Origin of the sequence: Streptomyces sp. NPDC048603 (assembly GCF_043199475.1) — a bacterium.
Taxonomy (GTDB): domain Bacteria; phylum Actinomycetota; class Actinomycetes; order Streptomycetales; family Streptomycetaceae; genus Streptomyces.
On the sequence record NZ_JBICVY010000005.1, the window covers coordinates 280,600 to 305,379 of the forward strand.

General features: G+C 73.1%; 18 protein-coding genes. 11 read left to right on the forward strand and 7 right to left on the reverse strand.

What is annotated here, in order from left to right; all coding sequences use genetic code 11:
- The first annotated feature begins 75 nt into the window (after nucleotides 1-75).
- From ACGFQ9_RS14040 to ACGFQ9_RS14080, 9 genes are all read left to right on the forward strand, one after another.
- Entirely contained in the window at nucleotides 76-489 is a 414-nt protein-coding gene (locus ACGFQ9_RS14040; protein WP_393574006.1) for an SHOCT domain-containing protein, read from the forward strand.
- Nucleotides 490-570: 81 nt separating this feature from the next.
- Nucleotides 571-975, forward strand: coding sequence for a hypothetical protein (locus tag ACGFQ9_RS14045; RefSeq protein ID WP_393574007.1), 405 nt, complete (start codon nucleotides 571-573; stop codon nucleotides 973-975).
- Between the two features lie 61 nt (nucleotides 976-1,036).
- Nucleotides 1,037-1,447: an SHOCT domain-containing protein gene (locus ACGFQ9_RS14050; protein ID WP_393574008.1), complete on the forward strand. Its 411-nt coding sequence runs from the start codon at nucleotides 1,037-1,039 to the stop codon at nucleotides 1,445-1,447.
- A gap of 204 nt (nucleotides 1,448-1,651) precedes the next feature.
- Nucleotides 1,652-2,704, forward strand: a complete 1,053-nt coding sequence (locus tag ACGFQ9_RS14055) for a M4 family metallopeptidase (RefSeq protein ID WP_393574009.1) — start codon at nucleotides 1,652-1,654, stop codon at nucleotides 2,702-2,704.
- 316 nt (nucleotides 2,705-3,020) lie between these two features.
- Complete coding sequence (locus tag ACGFQ9_RS14060; RefSeq protein WP_393574010.1) at nucleotides 3,021-3,617, forward strand: hypothetical protein; 597 nt, start codon at nucleotides 3,021-3,023, stop codon at nucleotides 3,615-3,617.
- A 132-nt stretch (nucleotides 3,618-3,749) separates the two neighbouring features.
- Nucleotides 3,750-4,220: a hypothetical protein gene (locus ACGFQ9_RS14065; RefSeq protein ID WP_393574011.1), complete on the forward strand. Its 471-nt coding sequence runs from the start codon at nucleotides 3,750-3,752 to the stop codon at nucleotides 4,218-4,220.
- A gap of 157 nt (nucleotides 4,221-4,377) precedes the next feature.
- The gene (locus ACGFQ9_RS14070; RefSeq protein ID WP_393574012.1) at nucleotides 4,378-4,995 is read left to right on the forward strand and encodes a hypothetical protein; all 618 of its coding nucleotides are present in this window, start codon (nucleotides 4,378-4,380) and stop codon (nucleotides 4,993-4,995) included.
- 126 nt (nucleotides 4,996-5,121) lie between these two features.
- Nucleotides 5,122-6,111 (forward strand): serine/threonine-protein kinase, encoded by a 990-nt coding sequence (locus ACGFQ9_RS14075; RefSeq protein ID WP_393574013.1) that lies wholly within the window; start codon nucleotides 5,122-5,124, stop codon nucleotides 6,109-6,111.
- Nucleotides 6,112-6,282: 171 nt separating this feature from the next.
- Nucleotides 6,283-6,513, forward strand: a complete 231-nt coding sequence (locus ACGFQ9_RS14080) for a response regulator transcription factor (RefSeq protein WP_393574014.1) — start codon at nucleotides 6,283-6,285, stop codon at nucleotides 6,511-6,513.
- 97 nt (nucleotides 6,514-6,610) lie between these two features.
- On the opposite strand, the gene ACGFQ9_RS14085 is transcribed toward ACGFQ9_RS14080, so the two are convergent.
- From ACGFQ9_RS14085 to ACGFQ9_RS14105, 5 genes are all read right to left on the reverse strand, one after another.
- Nucleotides 6,611-8,578 (reverse strand): SpoIIE family protein phosphatase, encoded by a 1,968-nt coding sequence (locus ACGFQ9_RS14085; protein ID WP_393574015.1) that lies wholly within the window; start codon nucleotides 8,576-8,578, stop codon nucleotides 6,611-6,613.
- Between the two features lie 70 nt (nucleotides 8,579-8,648).
- Nucleotides 8,649-9,263, reverse strand: a complete 615-nt coding sequence (locus ACGFQ9_RS14090) for a 4'-phosphopantetheinyl transferase family protein (RefSeq protein WP_393574016.1) — start codon at nucleotides 9,261-9,263, stop codon at nucleotides 8,649-8,651.
- Between the two features lie 102 nt (nucleotides 9,264-9,365).
- On the reverse strand, nucleotides 9,366-14,165 hold the full coding sequence (locus tag ACGFQ9_RS14095) for an aminotransferase class I/II-fold pyridoxal phosphate-dependent enzyme (protein WP_393574017.1): 4,800 nt from the start codon (nucleotides 14,163-14,165) through the stop codon (nucleotides 9,366-9,368).
- Between the two features lie 48 nt (nucleotides 14,166-14,213).
- On the reverse strand, nucleotides 14,214-16,535 hold the full coding sequence (locus ACGFQ9_RS14100; protein WP_393574018.1) for an MMPL family transporter: 2,322 nt from the start codon (nucleotides 16,533-16,535) through the stop codon (nucleotides 14,214-14,216).
- A gap of 145 nt (nucleotides 16,536-16,680) precedes the next feature.
- Nucleotides 16,681-18,507 carry a DUF6777 domain-containing protein gene (locus tag ACGFQ9_RS14105; protein WP_393574019.1) on the reverse strand — a complete coding sequence of 609 codons (1,827 nt, stop codon included), beginning with the start codon at nucleotides 18,505-18,507 and terminating at the stop codon, nucleotides 16,681-16,683.
- Nucleotides 18,508-19,137: 630 nt separating this feature from the next.
- On the opposite strand from ACGFQ9_RS14105, the gene ACGFQ9_RS14110 reads away from it, so the two are divergent.
- Together ACGFQ9_RS14110 and ACGFQ9_RS14115 are read left to right on the forward strand one after the other, a co-directional pair.
- Entirely contained in the window at nucleotides 19,138-20,451 is a 1,314-nt protein-coding gene (locus tag ACGFQ9_RS14110) for a phosphatase PAP2 family protein (protein ID WP_393574020.1), read from the forward strand.
- A 101-nt stretch (nucleotides 20,452-20,552) separates the two neighbouring features.
- On the forward strand, nucleotides 20,553-21,260 hold the full coding sequence (locus ACGFQ9_RS14115; protein WP_393574021.1) for a CPBP family intramembrane glutamic endopeptidase: 708 nt from the start codon (nucleotides 20,553-20,555) through the stop codon (nucleotides 21,258-21,260).
- Between the two features lie 41 nt (nucleotides 21,261-21,301).
- Here ACGFQ9_RS14115 and ACGFQ9_RS14120 read toward each other — a convergent pair whose 3' ends face one another.
- Both ACGFQ9_RS14120 and ACGFQ9_RS14125 read right to left on the reverse strand, forming a co-directional pair.
- Entirely contained in the window at nucleotides 21,302-23,002 is a 1,701-nt protein-coding gene (locus tag ACGFQ9_RS14120; RefSeq protein WP_393574022.1) for an alpha/beta hydrolase, read from the reverse strand.
- The gene (locus tag ACGFQ9_RS14125; protein WP_393574023.1) at nucleotides 22,999-24,780 is read right to left on the reverse strand and encodes a SulP family inorganic anion transporter; all 1,782 of its coding nucleotides are present in this window, start codon (nucleotides 24,778-24,780) and stop codon (nucleotides 22,999-23,001) included. Before ACGFQ9_RS14125 ends, ACGFQ9_RS14120 begins: the two co-directional genes overlap by 4 nt.

Below are 24,780 nucleotides of genomic sequence, written 5' to 3' on the forward strand. Positions count from 1 at the left end.
CCGGGACGGTCCGCCTCCGGGGCACAGTCGGGATCAGGCACCCGTGTGCGGTGCCGAGCCCTCAAGGAGGACGAGATGGACGGTCTCATGCCGCTGGCGTACGACTATCCGCTGCTCGGGGTGTTCTGGACCACCCTCATCATCTTTCTCTGGGTCCTGTGGTTCTTCCTGCTGTTCAAGATCATCGTGGACATCTTCCGCGACCACGAGATGGGCGGCTGGGGCAAGGCCGGCTGGCTGATCTTCGTGATCATCCTGCCGTTCCTCGGCGTCTTCGTGTACCTGCTGGCCAGGGGGAAGGGCATGGCCCAGCGCGACATGAGGGACATGAAGGAACAGCAGCAGATGATGGACTCCTACATCCGGGAGACCGCCGGAACGGCCGGCGCGAGCCAGGTGGACCAGCTCGCCAAGCTGTCCGAGATCCGCGCCAAGGGCGACATCACGGACGAGGAGTTCCAGGCGGCGAAGAAGCGCATCCTGCAGTGAGGCACCGCACCTCCCGCCGACGGGGCCGGCGCGCCCCCGCTCCGTGAACCCGCGCGCCACCGAACCGGAAAGCCGAAAGCCATGACCTCAACGCACAGCCGTGCCGACGCGCACCCCTTCGCCAGCGGTCTGGTCGTGTTCGCGTCCGTGATGCTGATCGTCTTCGGTGCCCTGGACTTCTGCCGCGGCATCATGGGGATCGCCCGCGACGAAGTCTTCGTCACCACGGCCAACTACGTGTTCAAGTTCGACCTGACGACCTGGGGCTGGCTCCACCTCGTCTTCGGGGCCTTCGCGGTCGTCGTCGGCATCGGGCTGATGACCCCCTCGACGTGGGCGCGGGTCGGCGGGATCGGCCTGTCGGCCGTCCTGATCATCATCAACTTCCTGTCCCTCCCGTACTTCCCGCTGTGGTCCCTCGTGGCCATCGCGGTGTACGGCGTCATCATCTGGGCGCTGTGCGTCGTGAAGAGCCCGGAGACCTGAGGCGGCCCGGAGACCCGAGGCGGGCCCGGACGGCCCGTGCGAGCGCGCCACGGAGGCGGCGATGGACGACTACCCCCTGTTCCAGGCCTTCCTGACCATGCTGTGGTTCTTCCTCTGGATCCTCTGGCTGTTCCTGCTGTTCCGGATCCTCGGGGACATCTTCCGGGACGACACCATGGGCGGCTGGGGGAAGGCCGGCTGGACGGTCTTCGTGTGCGTGCTGCCCTTCCTGGGCTGCTTCGTCTACCTGATCGCCCGCGGGCGCGGCATGGGGCAGCGTGAGGTCCGGCGGGCACGGGACCGGGAACACGCGTTCCGGGCCTACGTACGGCAGACGGCCGCCGAGGACCCCGAGGCACGCGCCACCGCCAAGGCGGACCAGCTGGCCACCCTCGCCGGACTGCACAACCACGGCGAGCTCACCGACTCCGAGTACGAACGGGTCAAGGAGAGGATCCAGGCAGCCCGCTGAACCAGGAAGAGGCGCCGAGAACGGGCAGCGGTACCACGACGCCGCCGGCGGAAGCCGGCGGCGTCGTGGTACCGCTGCCCGGGACGGAGCGAACGGGATCGTCACGGAGCGAACGGGATCCGTCCCGACCCTGGTCCGCAGGGGTCGGGATGCGCGAGGATCACGCCCGCACCTGCCACCGCGCTTCATCTCGGGAGAATGCTTATGGCCCGCCGCACACCCCGCGGCCTCGTCGCCGCGGCCACCGCCACCGTGGCGCTCCTCGCCCTGGCCGGCCCGGTCTCCGCCCAGCCCGCGGGAACCGGATCCGCCGCCGCGCCGCCCCCGGCGCGGCTCTTCATGGTCAACCCCGTCCAGTCGTCCGGCGACCAGTCCCTGGCCGACGGCAAGGACGCGGCCGGCGCCGTACCCGCCTCGGCGTACACCGTGGCCGCGCTGCGCAACCTGGACGGCAGCGGCACGCTGTCGGGCACCTGGGCGTACGTACGCTCGGACACCGGGTCCTCGGCGCGCCTCGCCGAGGCGGCCGGATACGACCGCCACGACGACCAGTTCGAGCAGGTCATGGCGTACTTCTGGGTCAACGAGGCACAGGAGTACCTGCAGGGCCTGGGCTTCGGCAGCGAGCTGCCCGGCGCCAACGACCGGGCGCAGCCGGTCCGGATCAACCAGTGGGGATCGGACAACTCCTTCTTCACCGACAAGAAGGCCGAGATCCGCTTCGGCAAGGGCGGGGTGGACGACGCCGAGGACGCCGAGGTCATCGTCCACGAGTACGGCCACGCGGTGCACCACGCGCAGGTGCCCGGCTTCGGCACCACCCCGGAGGCCGGTGCGATCGGCGAGGCGTTCGGGGACTACCTGGCCGTCGCCGTCGGCACGCACGCCGCGGCACGGTACGGATGGCCGGTCCGGGCCGACGCCGCGTGCGTCGCCGACTGGGACTCGGTGCCCTACAGCGCGGCCCCCCACTGCCTGCGGCGCATCGACGGGGACAAGACGTACGCCGACCGGACCGGGGAGGTCCACGCGGACGGCGAGATCTGGTCCCGGGCGCTGTTCGACATCCGGGGCGCACTGGGTGCCCGCACCGCCGACCGCATCATCGTGAACGCACAGTTCGGTTTCCGCCCCGACACCGACTTCCGGGACGCCGCGCAGACCACGATCGCCACCGCGCAGCGCATGTACGGCCCGGCCGCTGCCGCCGCCGTGCGCGCGGCGTTCGCGGCACGGCAGATACCCGGGATCGGGTAGCCGCGGGGGTACCTGCCCCAGGGCCCCGGACCCCGCCTCCGACCCCGCCCCCGGGCACACGGCCGCCTTCCGGCCACGGCACCTGCCGTGGCCGGAAGGCGGCCTTCGGCGTTTCCGGGAGTCCGCCGCTTTTACCGGGTGCTTACGGGCACGTCAAGTCCCGAGATCCCGGCACATGACCCGGGTGTGCCCCCCGGGGCTTACTTGTGGTGCGGGCCTCACCGGACAGCAAATCCGGAAAGGAAATGGGGCTCAGCGAAATCCCGGAAAACCGGGGCACGTCAATACATTCACTCAGCACAGGCAGGAGAAAGTCATGAACCGCAAGATTGAGACCACCGAGGCCGTTCGTCCGAAGCGCCGGGGATTCCGGCTGGCGACGCTGATCGCTTCGGCCGCAGTGATCTCCGGAGGCGTGCTCCTCCCGGCGTCCATGGCGACGGCGGCCCCGGTTCCGGCCCACGTGGCCACGGCCCTCCCGGCGGCCGGCGGCGCCGGTGGCGACGGTGGCGAAGGCGGCGGTGGCCTGGTCGGCGGCGGTGGCGGCTCCGGTGGCTCCGGCGGCGGCAGCGTCACCGGTATCGGCGGCGACGGCGGCAACGGCGGCAAGGGCGGCGACGGCCTCCTCGCCGGAGGTGGCGGCGGCGGTGGCGGTGGCGGCGGCGAAGGCGTGATCGGCGGCGACGGCGGCAACGGCGGCAAGGGCGGCACCGGCCTCTTCGGCGGCAGCGGTGGCGGCGGCGGCGCCGGCGGCGACGGCACGCTGATCGGCGGCAACGGAGGCAAGGGCGGAGCCGGTGGCTTCGGTGTCTTCGAAGGCGGCAAGGGCGGCAAGGGCGGCAAGGGCGGCTTCGGCGGCATCTTCGGCGGCCTCGGCGGAGCCGGTGGTGCCGGTGGCGGCAGCATCTTCTGATCCGCGCCACGCCTGACGGGGTGGAGGCCCTCCGGGGCCTCCCCCCACCCCCACCCCCACCTCTTCCCTCTCTTCTCCTCACTCTCCACTCCCGCACATCGGCTACACAGCTCACGACAACGGAGAACCCCCATGTTCACGATTTCCTGGCAGCGTCCGCTCATCCTGGCGGCGGCCTCGCTGGCTCTCGTCGCCGGTACGGCCTGCGCCGCGAACGCTTCGGAGTCCCACGCCCCGACGGGCACCAGCTCCTCGGTTACGGCCGGCCAGTCCTCGTTCTGCGGCAAGGGCGGCGAAGGCGGCGAGGGCGGCGAGGGCGGCAGGGGCGGTCAGCCCGGCCAGCCGGGTGAGCCCGGCAAGCCCGGTCAGCTCGGGTGCTTCCGGTTCGACGACCTGCCCGACAAGCCGAAGGAGAAGCTGACGGTGGTGGACAAGGTGCAGATGGTGATGATCCTGCTGGCCGACGACTCGGACGCGATGAAGGAACGGATCGCCGACAAGTACAAGATCTCGACCGAACAGCTCGACACCTGGAAGCAGCAGTACCTCGACGGCAACTGGTACGCCCTGATGGACAACGACGGCAACCCGTTCTGCCCGTGAGGCACGGGAACGGAAATCGGAAACGGAAAACAGAGACCACAAAGCTCGGGGAAGGGGCCCGGCCGGTCGGTGACCGGCCGGGCCCCCGCTTTTCCCGACCACTTCTCGACCACTTCTCGACCGCTGTCCTCTTGCACATTCCGAAAGGGAGAATCCCATGCGTGCGCGCTCTTGGAAGTTCCGTCTCGGCCTCGTCGTCTCCTCGGCCCTGATCGGCGCCGGTGCGATGACGAACGCAGCCACCGCGGCACCCGCGGCACCGGCACCCACGGGCCAGGTGGCCCAGGCGGCCGGCAGCCTGCACCTCGGCACCGGCACCGGTGACGGCGGGAACGGCAACTGGCTCGGCGGCGGCAAGATCGGCAGCGCGGTCAGCGGCCTCAAGTCGGGCAAGGGCGGCGTCAAGGTGGGCGACGGCAGCGTCAACGTCGGCGACCGGGTCTGCGCCGGCAACTGCTCCGGAACCGTCAACGGCACCAACGGCAGCAGTGGCGGCGTCTGTGTCGGACGGTGCGACGGCAGCGCCAACGGAGGCAACGGAACGAACGGCGGCCCGGGCGCGGACGGCACCAACGGCGGCAACGGCGGCGTCTGCGTCGGACGGTGCAACGGCAGCGTCAACGGCGGCAACGGAGGCAACGGCGGCAACGCCCTCCCCGGCGGCGACGGCGGGAACGGCGGCCGGGGCGGCGACGGCGGCATCTGCATCGGCGCCGGCTGCCAGACCAGCGGCCGCGGCGGCAACGGCGGCGCCGGCGGCAACGACGAGGACTGACCCGCACCGCTCCACGGCCCACGGGCCGCTCACCCGGCCGGCGCCCTTCACGGGGCGCCGGCCCGCGTGGTCCGGGGCGTACGGCGGTGCACGCCCATAGACTTCAGGCAGGGAAGGGGGCGGCTGATGGCCACGGCATCGAACCCGAGCCGGAACACGGGCCGGCCCTCCGACCTGATCGGGAAACAGATCGCGGGCTACCGGGTCGAGCGCATGATCGGCCGCGGCGGCATGGCCGTCGTCTACCGCGCGAAGGACCTGCGGCTTGACCGCACGGTGGCGCTCAAGCTGATCGCCCCGGAGCGTGCCCGCGACGACACCTTCCGGCAGCGCTTCACCCACGAGTCCCGGGTGGCCGCGAAGATCGACCACCCGCACATCGTGCCCATCTTCGAAGCCGGCGAGACCGACGGCGTCCTGTACATCGCCATGCGGTACGTCTCCGGCCTCGACCTGCGGGCCCTGCTGGACCGCGAGGGTCCGCTGCCCGTGGCCACCGCCCTCCGCATCGCCGGCCAGGTGGCCTCCGCGCTCGACGCGGCGCACGGCCACGACCTGGTGCACCGGGACGTCAAACCGGGCAACATCCTGGTCGCCGCGGGCACCGACAGCGACCACCCCGAGCACGTCTACCTCACGGACTTCGGACTGACGAAGAAGGCCCTGTCACTCACCGGGTTCACGACCGTGGGCGAGTTCGTCGGCACGCTCGACTACATGGCCCCGGAGCAGATCTCCGGGCGTCCGGTCGACGGCAGGTGCGACCTCTACAGCCTCGCCTGCGTGGTCTACGAGACCCTCGCCGGCGGGCCGCCCTTCGAACGCGACGAGGACGTGGCGCTGCTGTGGGCGCACCAGTACGACCAGCCCCCGCCGCTCACCGAACGCAGGCCGGACCTCGCGTCCGCCGCCGACGGGGTGCTGGCGAAGGCCCTGTCGAAGGTCCCCGAGGACCGGTACGGCTCCTGCCTGGAATTCGTGGCGGCCCTGCGCGCCGCCACCGGGACCGGCAACGGCCCGCGCACCGGACCGGTTCCCGCCGCGGCCCCGGTGCCGCCGCCCGAGCCCCCGGCCTGGGCCGGGCCGGTCTTCCGAGGCCCGGCGGGCGCGCCGTAGACCACGCGGACAGGTGCCCTGTGACGCGCCTGTGACAGTCGACGGACAGCGCCATGACGTCCCCCGGCCAGTCTTTTGAGCAAGGACATAAACGGACATTCCGCCACATGTTCCTCTGCTTCCGAAGGCGCGAGCAGTGAAGGCCCGATCCGATCCGTTCGGAGGAATCCCATGAGCCTCACCCTCACCATGCCGCAGGTCGAAGCCCCGGCCACCACCCTCGCCCCCCGCGAGCAGGAGGCACTGCGACACATCGCCGCCGGGTGCACCTACCTCCAGACCGCCCGCAACATGGGCCTCTCGAAGCACACCGTCGACGCCTACCTCCGCCGCATCCGGACCAAGCTGGGCATCTACACCACGGCCGAAATGGTTCGCACGGCCATCGCACTGGGCCTCTGACGCCTGACGGAACCGAACGGGCCGGCGCCCGCTCCCCACGGAGCGGGCGCCGGCCCGTGTCGTGCCGCCCGGACCCGGCGGCTCAGAACCCGGCCGGTCAGAACCCGGTCAGGGACTGCTCCGCCCAGATGGTCTTGCCGATCGGGGCGTGCCGGGTGCCCCAGCGCTGGGCGAGCTGGGCGACCAGCAGCAGTCCCCGCCCGCCCTCGTCGAAGGTACGGGCCCGCCGCATGTGCGGGGCGGTGCTGCTCGCGTCCGACACCTCGCAGATCAGGGTGCTGTTCTCGTGGATCAGCCGCAGCTGGACCGGCGGCTGGCCGTACCGGATGGCATTGGTGACCAACTCGCTCACCAGCAGTTCCGTGACGAAGGAGGCGTCCTCCAGCCCCCAGGCCGTGAGCTGGTCGGTGGTGTTCCGGCGGGCCTGGGCCACCTCGGACGGATCCGAGGCCAGGTCCCAGACGACCACCCGGTCCGCGTGCAGGGCCCGGGTCCGGGCGATGAGCAGGGCCACGTCGTCCTCGGGACGGTGGGTCAGCAGGGCCGCCAGCACCCGGTCGCAGACCGTCTCCAGGGTGGCTGCGGGACGGGTCAGCGCCGAGAACATCGTGTCGAGGGCCTCGTCGATGTCGTGCTCACGGGCCTGCAGCAGGCCGTCGGTGTACATGGCGAGGATGCTGCCCTCGTCGAGGTCGACCTCGACGGTCTCGAACGGCAGGCCGCCCAGGCCCAGCGGCGGGCCGGCCGGCACGTCCAGGAAGTAGACGGAGCCCTCCGGCGAGACCACCGCGGGCGGCGGGTGGCCCGCCCTGGCGACCGTACAGCGGCGGGTGACCGGGTCGTAGACCACGTACAGGCAGGTGGTGCCGATACCGCCCGCGGCGTCCCCGGAGTCCCGGTCCGTCTCGTCCGCGGACAGGTGGATGATGAGGTCGTCGAGGTGGGTCAGCAGTTCGTCGGGCGGCAGGTCGACATCGGCCAGCGTGCGCACCGCGGTGCGCAGCCGGCCCATGGTGGCCGCGGCACGGATGCCGTGGCCCACCACATCGCCCACCACCAGCGCCACCCGCGCCCCGGACAGCGGGATCACGTCGAACCAGTCGCCGCCCACACCGGCCTCGGTGCCGGCGGGCAGGTAACGGTAGGCGATCTCCAGCGCGGACTGGTCGGGCAGCGTGTGCGGGAGCAGGCTGCGCTGCAGGGTCATGGTGGTGGTGTGCGCCCGGTGGGGGGCGGGGGCCTCCGCCGCTTCCCGGCCGGTGTGGCCGGCGTCCTCCGGGGCGGCTCCGGAGCCGGCACCGGCGGGCAGCAGCATCTGCGGCCCGTCACCCTCGGTCGAGGGCCGGTCGTGCGCCGTCAGGCACACGGCGTGCACCCGGCCGTCCGCGCCCCGCAGCGGGTCCAGCGAGGTCGTCCAGCCGTGCTCCGCGCTCGTACCGGCGGGCCGGACGAAGGCCTCCATGTGCTGTGGTTCCCCGGTCTCCAGAGCCAGCCGCATCCTGCGCTCGACCTCGTCGCTCACCGGATCCGGGGCGATCTCCGGCAGCCGCAGGCCGCGCATCTCGGCCTCGCTGAGCGCCAGCGTGCGCTCCATGCCGGAATTCGCCCGCACCAGCCGCAGATCCGCGTCGAAGATGGCCTGGAAGCAGGGGGACTGGGTGAACGCCCAGTCCTTCAGCGGCTCCCCCGGAGGTGCGCTGGGACCGCCCGCCACGGCGGACACCAGGAACCACTTGGCCGTACCCCCGGAAGAGGTCCAGCGGTGCGCGATCAGCCCCACTTCCAGCCGGCGGCCGTCCCGGTGCCGCAGCACCACCGTGCCGCTCCACCGCTCCTGTCCGGGCGGGACCGGCGGCGCCGTGCCGTCGGTGCCGTCGGCGAGCAGCCGGTCGGCGGGCAGGCCCACGACCTCGGAGGGCGCGTAGCCGAGCAGGCGACTGGCGTCCTCGCTCCATTCGGTCACGATGCCCTGCTCGTTGACGGTGGCCGTGGCCGTGTACGCCGGCCCGTGGGAGGCGTCCGGCTCCTCCGGCCGCTCACCCGGAGAGGTGGGGAGTCGCTCCATCGCCGCTCATCTCACCCTCGCTCGTCTTCAGCCGCTGTCCCACGTGGACGTCCACGGCCAGGGGCTCCACTCACCAGGATGATCCGGCGGGCCGGGGAGCACCAACGCAGTGCGGCGCCAGGACGAGGGCGAGGACCGCTCCTCCCGCCCGCCACACCATCGCGCGGCGCCGTCCGCCGAGGACGGGCGGCTGCAGGCCGAGGAGCTCGACACGGCGGGGAGCGGCACCGAAGACGCTGCTCCGGTCGGCCTTGACCGCGGCCTCCTTCAGCGCCCACACCCCGGCCATCGCCTCGGGCCGGTCCGGGTCGACGAGGGAGAGCTCCCCGGCGGAGAGGACGCGGTCCGCGACCCGGCGCACCGCGGCGGCCGAGACCGTCTCGCAGAGGTCCACCCCGACCGGCTCCGGTGCCAGGGCCGCCGCGGTGTGGCGGGCGGTGTGGCTGATGGAGACGTGCACCCCGGGCACCGGGCTGCCGCCCACCAGGACGCGGGGGCTGCCGTCCTCCCGGGGGAGGATCTCCACCTCCTCCGCCGGCGCGGCGACGGCCTCGCCGACCAGGCGCTTGGCGAGACCGCGGCCGGCCACCCACTCGGCCTGCCGCCAGGCCGGCAGGGTCCGGACCAGGTGCTGCTCCGCCCGTGAGAGGTGCGGCGCCCGGTCGTGGCCGGTACGCCCGGCCACGAGGACGCCGGCTCCACCCCACCGGTGGACGCGGCCGGGCACGATCGGCGGAAACGAAGGGAAAGGGGACGGGGACGGGAAGGCGGTGTCCATGGCGGCGGCTCACGCGGCGGGCGCCAGGGCCAGGCGCCGCTGCTCGTGCTCCAGCGCGGACACGGCCTGCCGGATCTGGCCGGGCGTGTGGTCACAGGTGACGAAGAAGCGCAGCCGGGCCAGTTCCTCCGGTACGGCCGGGTGGAGGATCGGGTTGACACTGACGCCCTGCCGGAACAGGGCCTCCGCGAGCCGCAGGGTCTTCGACGAGTTCCCGACGATGGCCGGAACCACCGGCGTGTCCCGGCTGTCCCCGACGTCGACGCCCGCGTCGCGGGCGAGGCGGACGAACAGCGCGGCGTTCTCCGCCAGACGGGTCACGCGCTGCGGCTCGTCCCGCAGTACCCGCAGGGCGGTCAGGGAGGCGGCGGTGTCGGCCGGGGTCATGCCCGCGCTGTAGACGAAGCCCGGGACGGTGTAGCGCAGGAAGTCGACGACCGCGCGGGTCCCGGCGACGTATCCGCCACAGCTCGCCAGGGCCTTGGAGAGCGTGCCCGACCACAGGTCCACGGACGGGCGGTGGATGCCGAAGTACTCGCCGATGCCGCGCCCGGTGGCACCGATCGTTCCGACGCTGTGCGCCTCGTCGACCATCAGCAGCGCGCCGTGCCGGCGCTTGACCTCGACGAAGGCGGGCAGGTCGGCGATGTCTCCGTCCATGCTGTACACGCCCTCGACGACCACGAGCACCCGCCGGTACTGGTGGCGGACCTGTCCGAGCACGGCGTCGAGGGCGGCCGCGTCGTTGTGCGGGAACGGCCGCCGGGTCGCGCCGGAGAGCCTGCAGCCCTGCAGGATGCTGTCGTGCGCCAGGGCGTCGTGGACGACGAGGTCCCCGGGGCCCACCAGGTGCCCGATCACGGTGACGTTGGTGGCGTGGCCGTTGGTCAGGGTGACCGCGGCCTTGCTGCCGAGCAGGCCGGCGAGCTCCGCCTCGAGCTCCAGGTGCAGCGGGCGGCTGCCGGAGAGCAGCCGGCTGGCGGACACCGAGGTACCGCAGCGTTCGACGGCCTCCTTGGCCGCCTCGGTCACCCGGGGGTGCGTGGCCATGCCGAGGTAGTTGTAGCCGGCGAAGGAGAGGAGCTCCCGCCCGTCGACGACGGTCGTGTCCGTCATCCCGCGCTCGTGGACCAGGAAGTACGGGTTGGGCAGCCCGAGCCGGGCGAGCGTGCCCAGGCGCTCGGCATGGGCGGCGACCTCGGGGAAGCACTCGATCCGGGTGATCTCGTCGGGGAGGGGGACGGCGTCGGGCGCGTCCGGTGCACCCGCGGTCTCAGGGACACCCGGGGTCTTGGGGACATCCGGGATGTCCCGCGCGGGACGGTCCGTATGCGGGTCCGGGGGTGCGGCGGCCGCGTGCCCGTCCCCGGACCGCTGTTCGGGGAGGGGTGCCGGTACGGCGGCTCCGGCGGAGGCGCCCGGGGAGGCTCCCGGGGAGGTGCTCGCGATCATGGCCGCGATGCCGCCGACGGTCGGCCGGTCGGCAGCCCGCTCGCCGAGGGCGCACATCGGCCACTCCCGGCTCAGGGCGGTGAACAGGTCGGTCAGCATCAGCGAGTCGAAGCCCAGGTCATCGACCAGCCGCTGGTCCTCGCGCAGATGAGCCACCGGGAAGGCGCTGATCCGTGCCACGTGCGCGAACACGGAGCCGGTGACCTCGTCGTGCTCCCCGGTCGGCGCGGGCGCCTCCTCTCGTACCTCCTCCGGTATGTGCGGGGCTCCCGAGGCCGCCGGTTCCGGCGCGTCAGGCGCTGCCGGTGCGTTCGGTGCGTCCGGTGCCGCGGGCCGGTGTGCGGGGAGGGTCGAGGCCAGGCCGCTGAGCAGCGTCACCTGCTGTTGGACCAGCTGGAGCAGCTCGTTCAACAGGCCGTTCACCGGATGCTTCGCCGGATGGTTCATCGGGTGCTTCATCGGGGTCTCCGTCGAGGGCGCGGGGGTGGGCGCGGGTGCGGGCCGGGAGGGAAGGGAGACGGCGGAGGGGTCCTCCTGTGCCGCACGCCCGCCCGGCACCCAGTAGGACCGGGCGTCCAGCCCCGCCACCGGCAGGTCGAGCAGGCGGCGCTCCGCCACGGGAACCAGGGCGCGCGGGTCGACCGGGGCGCCGAGGACGGCCAGCTGTGCCAGGGCCCGGACGAAGCCGGTCGCCCCGTCCGCCGTGGTCCCGTCGACCGCGATCACGTGGAGGTCGTCGTGGCCGTAGAGGACCCGCTGGACCGAGCTGAGCAGCGAGCTGCCGCCGTTCACCTGCAGGAAGATCCGGGCCCCCTGGTCGTAGGCGGTGCGCACGGCATCGCCGAAGTGGACCGGCGCCGACGCGTGCCGGGCCCACAGCTCGCGCAGCTCGTCCGGGTCCTCGCAGAGCGCCGCGTTCACCGACGAGACGAACGGCAGGACGGGGCGTCCGACCATGCGCTCGGCCAGACCGGCGCGCACGGTGTGCTCCACGGACGCCAGCAGCGGCGAGTGGAAGGCGCCGGACACCTCCAGTGCCGCGGTGACGATGCCCGCCCGGGTGCAGGCCTCCCGCAGGGCGGCCAGCCCTCGCGGGCTGCCGCTCACCACGACCTGCCGCTGCTGGTTGAAGCAGGCGAGCCAGACGTCGTCGATGCCGTCGAGCAGCCGGCGGCAGGTCTCCTTGTCGGTCTGCACGGCGAGCATCCCGCCCGGCAGAGAGCTCTCGGCCTCGCGGAGGGCGGCGCCCCGGTGGACCAGCAGCCGGACGGTGTCCTCGGCGGTGAGTGCCCCGGCCGCCGCGGCCGCCGCGAACTCCCCGACGCTGTGGCCGAGGGCGAGGTCGGGGGTGACCCCGCAGTCGGCGAGGAGCCGGGTGGCCGCGATCTGGACGGTGCCGACCACCGGCTGGCACACATCGGTGGCGGTCAGCCGCCGCCTGAGCTCGTCGGCGTCCCCGAGGGCGGCCGCCGCCCGGCCGTACACCAGATCGGCGGGGTCCGGACCGGCGTCCCGCCGGGCCACCGCGCTCAGTGCGCCGACGGTCTCCCGGAAGCCGGGGAACCGCTCGTACAGGTGCCGCATCATGCCCGGGCGCTGGCTGCCCTGGCCGGGGAAGAGGAAGGCGGTACGGCGCCGTGCGGCCGGCAGCGGAGCGTCGGCGGCGAAGGCGCCGTCGCCGAGGTCGCCCCGGGCACCCTCCTGGAGCTGCCGGCGGGCATGCCGCAGCCGCTCGGTGAACGCGTCGGTGTCCGAGGCCACGATCGCCAGCCGGGTCCGCAGCGGTGCGCGCGAGCCCAGGGTGTGGGCCAGCGCCGCGATCGGCGGCCGGCCGGCCGGGCCGAGCGCGCTGAGCGCGTCGAGCAGCTCGCCGATGTGCCGGTCCAGCTGCTCCTGACTGCCGGCCGAGAGCAGGAGGAGCTGGGGTGCCACTCCTCCGGCGCGTACCGGGGGCGGGGCCGCGGCCGGGCGGGGCCGCTCCTCCAGGACCACGTGGACGTTCGTGCCGCCGAACCCGAAGGCGCTGACGGCCGCGCGCCGCGGGGTGCCCGCGGCCGTACCCGTGGACGGCCAGGGCAGCGCGGTACGGGCGAAGCGCAGCCCGGCCGCGGAGACGCCCAGGTCCGGATGGGGAGAGGTGTCCGGCTGGGGCACGATCGTGCGGTGGTGGACGACCAGCGCCGTCTTGATCAGCCCCGCGATGCCCGCCGCGGAGAGGGCGTGCCCGATGAGCGCCTTGCCCGCGCCCAGGTAGCACAGCGCGGGGTCGTCGTCGGGGTACTCGGTGCGCAGCCGGCGCAGTGCCTCGATCTCGGCCCGGTCGCCGGTGGCGGTCCCGGTGCCGTGGGCCTCCAGATAGGCCACCGACGAGGGAGCGACCCCCGCGTCCTCGTAGGCGCGGAGCAGGGCCCGCAGCTGGCCCTCGGGGGTGGGCACCAGCGGTCCGGGGGACGCGCCGTCGTTGGCCGAGCCGATGCCCTTGATCACCGCGTAGACGCGGTCGCCGGCGGCGAGCGCGTCGGCGAGCGGCCTGATGATGACGGCGCCAGCGCCCTCGCCGAGGACGAAGCCGTCGGCCGCCTCGTCGAACGGGCGGCACACCCCGGTGGCGGACAGCGCCCGCAGCCGGGAGAAGCCGACCAGACCGTCGGGGGTCAGGCTGAGGTACACGCCGCCGACCACGGCGATCCGGCAGCTGCCCTGGCGCAGCTGCGCGACCGCCTGTTCGAGGGCGACCAGGGACCCGGAGCAGGCGGCGTCGACGGCGAAGCCGGGGCCGCCGAGGCCGAACTGCCGGCTGACCGTGCCGGCCGCCATGTTGAGCAGGCTGCCCGGCAGGGTGAACGTCTGGACACTGCTGTGCGGACCCGCCTCGGCCCTGACGGCCGCCAGGCCGTCCGGGTCGTCCGCGTCCGCCGGGCGTACGGCGTCGGCCAGGGCCACGGCCCGGATGGGGGCCGACATCAGATCCTTGTAGTCGGACACCGACACGCCGACGAACACCCCGGTGTTCTCCCGGTCGAAGTCGCCCCGCCCCAGCCCCGCGTCGTCCAGCGCCTCACGGGTGACGTCGAGCATCAGCCGGTGCTGCGGGTCCATGGCCCGGGCGCGGGCGGGAGGGATCCCGTGGTGCAGGGCGTCGAAGCGGTCCACCTGGTCCAGGAAGGCGACCTGGTCGGTGTACGAGGCGTTGGCCGCCGACGGGTCGCCGGGCTCGTGGAACGGCGCGTGGTTCCACCGTTCCCGGGGGACGGCGGAGAACTGCCGCTCGCCGCTCTTCAGCAGCTCCCAGTAGGCGTGGACGTCGCGGGCGCCGGGGAATCGGCAGCCGAGTCCGGTGATGGCGATGTCGCTCATGACGGTCTTCCTCACGGTTCGTACGGGGCGGGGTGTCCGGGCCGGCCGTCAGCGGCCGGCGGGGGAGGGGGAGGGGGCGGGCGGAGGTGCGGAGAGCAGGGCCGAGGTCGGGCACCTGCCGGCGGCCGGGGGAGGACCGGTGGCCGGGCGCGCCACGGGCGGAGCCGTCGGCACCAGCGGCGCCGGCGGCCGCGGCACGCGTGGCCTCAGGGGCCGGGGCGCCCACCAGTTCAGGCCGCCCGCCAGGCGCATGAGCGCCGGTACGAGCACGCCCCGCACGAGCGTGGCGTCGAGGAGGACGCCGAGGCCCGCGCCGATCCCGAAGAACTGCAGGAGGGAGACCCGGGAGGTGCCGAAGCTCAGGAGGGTGAAGGCGAGCAGGGCGCCCGCGGTGGTGACGATCCCGCCGGTGTGCGCGATGCCCGAGACGATCGAGCGGGCGTTGTCCTGCCCGGCGTCGTGCGCCTCCTTGATGCGCGCGAGGACGAAGACCTCGTAGTCCACCGACAGGCCGAAGACGATGCAGAACAGCAGCACCGGCATGGTCGTGCTGAGCGGTCCGGGGGTGAAGCCGAGCAGGTGCTGCAGATGTCCCGTCTGGAAGATCCACACCATGGCCCCCAGGACGGCCGCGAGGCTCAGGGCGTTCAGGACGATCGCCTTCACCGGGAGCAGCACGCTGCGCGTGAACCCGAGCAGCAGGACGAACGTGGTGAGGGTGATCAGGGCGAGGGCGAGCGGGATCCGGTCCCCCACCGTGGCCTTGGCGTCGACCAGCACCGCGCTCGGTCCGCCGACCAGGACCTCGGCGCCCGCCGGGGCGGGAACCGCGCGGACCTCGTGCACGAGCCGCTGGGCGGCACGCGACTGCGGGTCGGCCTGCGGCACCACGGAGAGCAGCACCGGGCCGTCGGCGGGCGGCCGGGCCGCCGGTCCGGCGGACGCAGCCTGTGCGCCGGAGCCGGTGACGGCTGCGCGATCGCCGTGGCGGAAGGTGCCCTCGGGCCCGTTGACCCGGTCGACGTGCGGCAGCGCGGAGAGCCGGCGGGCGTAGTCCTGCCGGGCCTGCGGGGACGGGGTGCCCGTCATGACCACGGTGACCGCGCCCGCGCCCTCCGCGTCGAACGCGTCCCGTACCAGGTCGCCGGTCTGCCGGCCGGACGCGCTCACCGGCAGCGCCCGGTCGTCGGGGGTGGCGAAGCCGGCGTGTGCGAACGGCCCGGCGAGCACCACCAGCAGGCCGATCACCGGCAGCGCCGCGAGCAGCGGCCTGCGGACGACGATCCGCGCCAGCCCGGCCCAGAAGCGGGACCGGGAGCCGCCGTGGACCCGTCGGCGCCACGGCACCGCCCAGGCGTTCACCCGGCGGCCGAGGAGCGCCAGCAGGGCCGGCAGCACGGTCACGGCGCTCACCGCGGCGATCGCCACCACGGCGATGCCCGCGTAGGCGAAGGACCTCAGGAAGTACGGCGGGAACGCCAGCAGCGTGGCGAGTGCGGCGGAGACCGTCGCGGCGCTGAAGACGATCGTGTGGCCCGCGGTGCGCACCGTGCGCAGCGCGGCCTCGCGCGGAGCGAGTCCGCCCGCGAGCTCCTCGCGGAACCGGGAGACGACCAGCAGGCCGTAGTCGATGCCCAGCCCCAGGCCGAGCGCCGTGGTCAGGTTCAGGGAGAACACGGACACGTCGGTGACGGTGCCGAGAACGCTCAGGACCAGCAGCGTCCCGGCGACGGCCAGCCCCCCGATCAGCAGCGGCAGGGCGGCGGCCACCAGACTGCCGAAGACCAGGACCAGCAGGATCAGGGTCCCCGGCAGGACGAAGGCCTCGGCCCGCTTCAGGTCGGACTCCGAGAGGTCCTGCAGCTGGGCGTCGATCAGCGCGGGCCCGCCCACGTGCACGCTCAGGGCCGGTCCGGCCGCGGCCGTACCGCTCAGCTCTCCGTCCAGCCGCTTGACCCGCTCCGCGAGCCGCTCCCCCTCGCCGTCCACGTGCGCGAGCACCATGGCCGCGCGGCCGTCCCGGCTGCGCAGCTCCGCCGCGTCACCGTTCCAGTACGAGGTCACCGCGGTCACGTGCGGACGGGAGGCGAGGCGCGCGGTCAGGGCCTCGCCGGCGCTCCGGGCGGCCGGATCGTCGACCGAGCCGCCGGCGGTCCGGGCGACGACAACCAGGTTGGGCGAAGCGCCGAGGTGCTCGGCCGCCAGCCGGGCGGCACGGCTGGATTCGGAGCGCGGATCGTCGTATCCCCCGGTCTTCAGCCGGCCGGTCGCCTCCGCACCGAAGACGGCGGAGACGAGGAGGAACACGAGCGCGGCGAGCAGGACGAGTCGGGGACGACGGGTCGCGAATCCCCCTGCACGACGGAACATGGGTGCCTCCGGTCCGGGTGGCGAATCGGTCCTGCTCGGGCGCAGGAGCGTCGATTTCCACCGTGCCGGGAGGCGGGACGGGGCCGTAGCCCCGGCTATTCGTCACTTGACAGGAGCCGCGGAGGCGGTGCGGGCCGCCGGTGCACTACTCGTCGGCCGGCTGTTCTTGTTGCTGCTGGTCCTCCTGTTGCTGCTGGTTCTCCTCCTGTTGCTGTTGCGGCTGGTCTTGCTGCTGTTCCTGCTGCTGTTCCTGCTGCTGGTCTTGCTGTTGCTCTTGCTCTTGCTGTTGCGGCTCCTGTTGCTGCTGGTCCTGTTGTTGCTGGTCCTGCTCTTGTCCGGGTACGTCGCCGGGCTGCTCGGCGGGAGGTGCCTCGGTACGCGGTGCCTCCTCCGTTCGGGACACCTCGGGGGCGGGCGTGTCGGGCGCCTGGGAGGTCGGGGCCTCGGGCGCCGGGGTCTCGGCCGGCGCCTCGGTCTTGGGAGCTTCGCTGGTGGGCGGCGGGGCGGAGGGCGCCTCGGTCGTGGGGGACTGCGCCGGGGTGTCGGTCTTCGGCGTCTCGGTCTTCGGGGTCTCGGTCTTCGGGGTCTCGGTCTTGGGCGTCTCGCTCTCGGGGGTCTCGGCGGGCGAGGACTCCTTCGCCGGCGACTCGGGCGGCGGGGATTCGCTCGTGGGGGACTCGCCGGGGGCGGGAGAGGACTCCTCGGCCGGGGTCTCGCCGGCCGGCGTCTCGGTCTTGGGCGTCTCGGACTCCGGCGTCTCCGTCTTGGGCGTCTCGGTCTTCGGGGTCTCGGTCCTGGGGGATTCGCTCTGGGGCTCATCGGTCTTGGGGGTCTCGGCGGGAGAGGACTCCTTTGCCGGGGCCTCCGTCTTGGGAGTCTCGTCTTCCTTGGGCTTCTCGGTACCGGGGGGCTTGGTTTCGGTGGGCTTCTCGGTACCGGTGGGCTTCTCGGTGGCGGGGGCCTTGGTCTCGGTCGGCTTGTCAGTGCCGGGCGTCCTGGTGTCCTTGGGCGTGTCGGCCCCGGGGCTCTTGGTGTCCTCGGGCGTCTCGGCCCCGGGGCTCTTCGTGTCCGTGGGCGTCTCGGTGCCGGGAGGCTCGGTGTCCGTGGGGGGTGCGGTACCCGGGGGCCTGGTGTCCGTGGGCGTCCCGGTACCCGGCGTCCCCGTGCCGGTGGAGGGCTCGGGGGGCGGCGGCCACTTCGTCGGGGGCAGCGGCCAGTGCCGGGGCGGGGCCGGCGCCCGCCTGTCGTGCTCTCCGCGCTGGTCGCCCACGTTCCGGTTGACCCAGTGCTTGTCCTTCTGGTCGAAGAGGACGAAGACCTTGACCGGCTTGGGCGCGCGGTTGACCACCACGACGCTCTGCGGCCGGTATCCGGGCCAGGAGGTGCCCTTCTGCGCGGGCGTGCCCTGCTGCGCGACCGCACGGCTCAGCGGGTTGCCGCAGGCGCACCGCACCTTCGGCTCCCCGTGGTTGTCCACGAGCACGGCCGTACCGGCCTGGAGCACGGCCTGGTAGCTGATCGGGGTGCCGTCGCGGTAGCCGTGGTTGGTGACCCGGGTGTCCGACCGAAGCTGTACGGGCGTCAGCGAGCGCAGATAGCCGGGAACGGAGGTCTCCCGGACCCCCAGCACCGTGGCGAACGCCCGGTTCTTCGCTGGATCGGCGTTCAGGAAGCGGACCTGCTTCTCCACGTCGCAGCTGGCGGTGTTGCGGCTCCCGCCGTACAGACCGGGCTCCGATCCCGTGACGCTGGCGAGGACGGCGGCCGCGGTCGGAGGCGCGTCGGGCTGGGCGCCGGGCAGTGCCGCCGTCGTGTTGGCCGTCGACGGGGTGTAGGGATCGGGCCCCGAGGTGTTCGTGGGCTGGAGGATGATCTCTCCGGCCACGGCCGGACCGCCGTCCGGCCGGGTGAGGACGACGGCCAGGACCACGGCGCCCACCACGGCGGTGGTGACCGTGGCGATCCGCGGCACCGACCTCCACCAGCGGCCGTTCCCTCCGTTCCCGGGCGGCCGCCCGGACCCGCCTCCGCCGTCTCCGCCCCCTCCACCCCCTCCGCCGCCGGACGGCGGTGGCGTCGGCGGCGGCGGAGGCGGCGGAGGCGGAGTGGGCGGTGGAGGAGGCGGCGGCACGGAGCCCGCCGGATCACCGGAAGGGCGGCCGGAGAGGGGCCCGGCGGGCGGTCCCGTAGGACGTTCTGAACGCGGTCCGGAACTCATCTTCCCCTCCTCCGCCTCGACTGGGTGGGAACCGGCTGACGGCTGACGATAGGACCTTCGTTATGCCGCTTTGTGAGAGGTTTCACACCTTTGAGTCTTATTGTCCGCTCAGTCGGCGTGGAACCGCAGCATCTGGCGGCCCCCGGGACGGGCCCGGCCGGGCCGGCCGGTGGGGTCCCGGCGGGATGCGGCCCCCGGACACCCCTGGGCAACCCGCGCACTCCGTTAGCATGTTCGGATTCGCGACACGCCCTCGTCGCCCACCCTTCATCGGGGGGAGCATGTCATCCGGTCGATGAGTGGCTTATTTGACCAAAACCTAACAAATCGGCCAAACAATTGATAACAAAAGTATCGCGGTTGTTTTCTCGAATAGGCGGCGAAATGACGGTCGGGGGGCGTCGGGCACGGGTGGTTCTCTGGGCCGCTGCGGGGGTGGTGGTCCTCGGATTCCTCATCGCGCTGGAGATCACCGCACGCCACTACGGCCTGCGGGGGCCGATGACCAACCAGGTCCGCGAGGTGGTGTTCGCCCCCAAATCGGCGCCGCTGCTCTACGGCAGCATGGCGCTGATGATGACGGTGCTCACCTGGCGGCAGCGCTTCCTCTCGATCGGCACCGCGATCGGCATCGACCTCGTCTTCTTCCTGGTGCGCCTGGCGACGGACGCCAAGATGATGCCGGGCAACGGTGCGCTGTGGGTGGTCCTCGGCTGGGGGGTCGTCGCGCTGGCCCGCCGCACCGGCGCGGAACGCATGCTGCTGCTGAAGGGCGTCGGGCTCGGTCTGCTGCTGGTGACCGGCCGCAAGGTCGGTGACATCTGGCTGCTCATCACCTCGAACAGCCGTCCGATGGTGCTCGACCAGTACGTCGCGACCGCCGACCACGCGCTGGGCAACCCCTCCTGGCTGGCGGGCCGGCTCGTCAACGCCACCGGTCCGGTCGGCTTCCACATACTCGACTGGGTCTACGCCCAGCTCGGCGTGGCCGCGGTCCTCGTCTCCCTCTACGCGCTGCGCAACGTCGCGGCCGAGCGCCGGTTCCCGCGCCACCACCTGGTGCGCACCTTCCTGGTGATCGGCCTCCTCGGCCCCGCGTTCTACATGATCTTCCCGGTGGTCGGGCCGATCTACGCCTACGGTTCCGAGGCGGGCGCGCACTGGGCGGTGGCGAACCTGTGGCCGGACATCATGCCGCAGCCGTCCGCCACTCCGCGCCCCATGCCGTTCGACGGGATCACTCCGCGCAATTGCATGCCCAGCCTGCACACGGCCTGGGCCACCGCGATATTCATCCATTCCCGAAAGGGCCCGCGCGTTCTGCGGTTCTTCGGCACGTTCTGGCTCATCGCCACGCTCGGGGCGACGCTGGGATTCGGCTATCACTACGGCGCGGACATCATCGCCGGCGTGGTCTTCACGCTCACGATCGAAACGGCTCTGCGCGCGCAGGCACGCGGCTGGGACCGGGCGGGAATTCGACTGGTCGTCCACGGCACCACGGTCTTCACCGCCTTCCTGCTGTCCTACCGCTACCTGCCGGTGGAGATGTCCCGCCACCCGTGGGTGTTCGGCCCCCTCCTCGTCCTGGCCACCGCCTCGGTGATCTTCGGCTACGTACGGACCACCAAGCGGTGGGAACCGAAGGCCGTCGTACCCGCGCCGCGGCAGCCGGAACGGCAGCCCGAACTGGTCTGAACCGCGTCCCCGGACGCGGGCCGGTGGTCGCGTCGCCGCGCCGCCTGGACACTGTCCCCAGGGGGCCTGCGGCGCGGCGCCCCGGCGAGGCGGTGATGAGCATGGCCGGACCGGCCCGGATCGGCACCCGGACGGCCGTGGTACTCACGCTGGCCGTCCTGCTCGCCGCCAACCTGGCGGTGCACCGGTGGCCCGGCCGCCCCGGCCTGCTGACGGCCGTCGTGGGCACCGCCCTGCTGCTCGGCGTGCTCCGGTGGGCCGGCGGCACCCGCGCGGACGCGGGCCTGGCCCCCGGCACCCTCGCCCGCGGTGCCCGGTGGGCGCTGGTCCTGATCGGGCTGGTCGCCGCCGTCTACCTCGCCGGGGCTCTGCTGCCGGCCACCCGGGTGCTGTTCGAGGACCGCCGCCACGAGGCGATGACCGGGGGAGAGGTGCTGTTCCGGGTCCTCGTGCTGGTTCCCGTCGGCACCGTCCTGCTGGAGGAGACCGCCTTCCGCGGCGTGCTCTACGGGCTGGTGGACCGGGACCGCGGCCCGGTGTGGGCGACCTCCGTGTCGAGCGTGCTGTTCGGCCTGTGGCACGTACTGCCCTCGCTGGGGCTGGCCACCGCCAAACCCGCGCTGGGCGGCACCCTCGGGGACTCCGCGGCCGGCGCCGCCCTGGCCGTCCTGGCGGCCGTGCTGTTCACGGCGGCGGCGGGCGTCCTGTTCTGCGAGCTGCGCCGCCGCAGCGGCAGCCTGCTCGCTCCCATGGGCCTGCACTGGGCGGTCAACGCCCTCGGCTACCTCTTCGGGTTCCTGCTGCGCTGACCCGCCGGCCGGCGGGCCGGCGCAGCAGGAACCCGGCGGTCTCACCCCTGAGGCCCGACGATCTCCTTGAGCCGGTCCAGGTCCTGCGCCGTGAACCCGGAGGGCCGCATCACCGAGTTCCAGCCATCGACGTACGAGACCTTGTACGTGTGCCCGTGCCCGTCCGGCACGCCCGTGGAGAACGGCAGGTCGGCGGTGATCTGCCAGAACGTCACGAAGGGGATCCAGACCATCGACTCCAGCACGTCGTTCCCGGGAGCGGAGCCGATCCAGTCGGGCTCGGAGAAGACCAGGCTCGGGCTCCACCAGACGATCGGATCGGACGGGTGCATCAGGTAGAGCACCCGGGTGCCGTCCCACGGCTTGCCCGCCGGAGTGATCCCGGTCGCCGGGTCGTCGGTGAACCGCACGGTCCGCCCCTCCCGGTAGACGGGCTCCACCTCGGGACTCCCCGCGTCCCGCCCGTCACTGAACTCGCGGAACAGCGCGTTGAAGTTGGGCGGGCCGGCGAACAGCGTGCCGGCGGTGCGGTTGCGCAGGTCGTACTCCCCGCTGAAGGCCGTCTCCCCGCCGAACGACCCCAGGCTCTCACCCGCCACGAACAGGCGCGGGCGCTGGTCCGGGGGCAGCTTGGACCAGGTGTCGTAGACCGCGTCGAAGAGCTCGCGGCCGGCCTCCCGAGCCTTGGACTGGTCGACCAGGTAGGACATCCACGAGGGCAGGTACGAGTACTGCATCGCCACGGTGGCCGAGTCGCCGTTGCCGAGGTACTCGAAGGTGTCCACCGCGGCCGGGTCCACCCAGCCGCTCCCGGTCGTCGTCATCACCAGCAGGTTCTCGCGTGCGAAGCCGCCCGCCCGGTCGAGGTCGGCGACAGCCCTGGCCGCCCGGGTCTCCGCGTCCCCGGCGGTCTCCAGGCCGGCGTAGGCGCGGATCGGCTCCAGGGCCGCGCGGTGGGTGAACGTACCGATCTCCTGGGCCGACGGCCCGCTGCCGGCGAAGGCCCGTCCCTCCCGGCCCAGCGTGTCCCACGGGACGACCGAACCGGGCCCGCCCGAGCGCAGGGTCGTGGTGGGCTGGTGCACGCCCTCCGGCGTCTCGGTGTCACGGAGGGAGAACGCCTCGTTGGCCGTGTTCACGAAGCCCTGCAGCAGCAGCCCGTTGAACGCCGTCCAGGCCAGCACCACCACCGCCAGCCAGCCGACCACCCGCGCCGCCCGCTCGCCGATCCAGCGGTCGAGCAGCCGGGCGGTCCAGCGGTACGCGGCCCGGAGCCCCCGCCCGGCCAGCAGGAGCAGCCAGAAGACGACCACGGCGACGAACGGGCAGGCCACGGCGGTGAACACGTTGTACTCGGTGATCCCCATCAGCTCGCGGATCTCGTGCTGCCAGTACTGCCCGAGCCCGAAGGCGACGCCGAACAGCACGATCCCGGCGACCAGCAGGACCAGCCACGACCGGCGCGAGGGGACGCGTGCCTCCCGGTCGGCGAAGGCGCGCCACACACAGGCCGCCAGCACGCCGAGCCCGTACCCGATGGCCGCGCTGATACCGCAGACCACCCCCTGCAGGACGCCCCCGCGGGGCAGCAGCGACGGCGTGAAGGACACGCACGCCAGGAGGAGCGCGCCCCAGCAGCCGGGCAGCGTGAAGTGGAACAGCCGGCGGAGCCTCCCCGGCGCCGGCTCCTCCGGCGGGGACGCGGGGGGTCCCGGCGGGGACACATGAGGTTCGTTCGTCATGGCTGACCTCCGGGAGCGTGCTCCCCGGGCCCGCCGGGCCCGTCGGGCGGGACGGTCCACTCCGCTCCGGTGCGCGTACGGAACGCGGTGACGGCGGACTCCAGGGTGGGGAAGAAATGACGGGGGTCGATGGTGCGGTCCAGCTCGTACCGCTGGATCTTCCTCCGTACGGGATCCTTGAGCTCGGCGAACACCAGGTGCACGCCGTCCGCGTTGAGCTGCTCGTCGAGCTCCTCGAGCACGTCCGCGGCGGTGGTGTCCACGTCGGTCATGGGTTCCGCCGCGACCACGATCCAGCTCGGCTTCGGGTCCGCGGCGGCCAGCCGCCGGACCTCGTCGCGGAAGGCCCCGGCGTTGGCGAAGAAGAGCGGCGCGTCGAACCGGTAGATCACCAGGCCGGGCAGTCGCCCGGCCCGCGGGTAGGACCGCACGTCATGGAAGCCCTCCAGCCCCGGCACCCGCCCCAGCACCGTGTTGTACGGCCACCAGGCGCGCCCGAACACGTTGAGCACGGACAGCGCCACGGCGATGGCGATGCCGGGAAGCACACCCAGCAGGGCCACGCCGACGAAGGCCGAGGCGCACAGCAGGAACTCCGTGCGGCGCTGCCGCCACAGCCGCACCGCCCCCGGCACGTCGGCCAGGGACAGCGAGGCGGTGACGACCACGGCCGCCAGCGCCGGCTGGGGCAGGTTGCGGAACAGCCCGGGGACCAGCAGCAGCATCAGGACGATCAGAGCCGCCCCGACCACCCCGGTGAGCTGGGTCCGGGCCCCCGCGCGTTCCGCCACCGCCGTCCGGGACCCGCTCGTACTGACCGGGAAGCCCTGGAAGAACGCGGCCGCCAGGTTGGCCGCGCCGATGCCCGCCATCTCCTCGTTGCCGCGGACCTCCGCCCCCGTCCGGGCCGCGAAGGCCGACGCGTTGGAGATCGTGTCGGCCAGGGACACCAGGGCGATGCCCAGCGCACCGGCGAAGAGCGGGGCGAGGTCGGCGAGCCGTACGTCGGGCACGGTGAACGGGGGGAAGCCCTCCGGCAGCACCCCGACCAGGCCGACGCCGCGCTCGCCCAGGTCGAAGACGGCGGCCGCGGCGATCGCCAGGACCACCATCACCAGCACCGCGGGGACCTTGGGCAGGAACCGCTGCAGGACCAGGATCAGGACGATCCCGCCGATGCCGACCGCGGCGGCGGCCGGCACCACCGCCCCCTCGGCGATCTCGTGGACCAGGCCGGTGAACTCGCCGATCAGGCTGTCCGCGTCCACCGAGAAGCCGAGCAGCTTGGGCAGCTGGCCGATCAGGATCGTCAGGGCCAGCCCGTTCATGTACCCGATCATGGTCGGTTTGGAGATGAGGTCGGCGATGAAACCGAGCTTGGCCACCGAGGCCAGGATCATGATCACCGCCACCATGAGCGCCAGCATCGAGGCCAGGGCGACCGCCCGGTCCGGATCCCCGCCCGCCGCCACCAGCGGCAGCACGGTGGCCGCGATCATCGGCCCCAGCGAGGAGTCAGGGCCCAGCACCAGGATCCGGGAGGGCCCGCACACCGCGTACCCGAGCAGACAGAGGATCGACGTGTACAGACCGGTGATCGACGGCAGACCCGCCAGCTCGGCGTAGGCCATGCCCTGCGGCACCAGCAGGGTGGTCAGCACGACCCCCGCGACCAGGTCCTTGACCAGCCACTCGCGCCGGTACGTGGCCACCGCGCGGACCCCGGGCACGGCCCGCAGCCGGGCGAGTGCCCCGTGGCCGCTGTGCTCGGTGGTCAC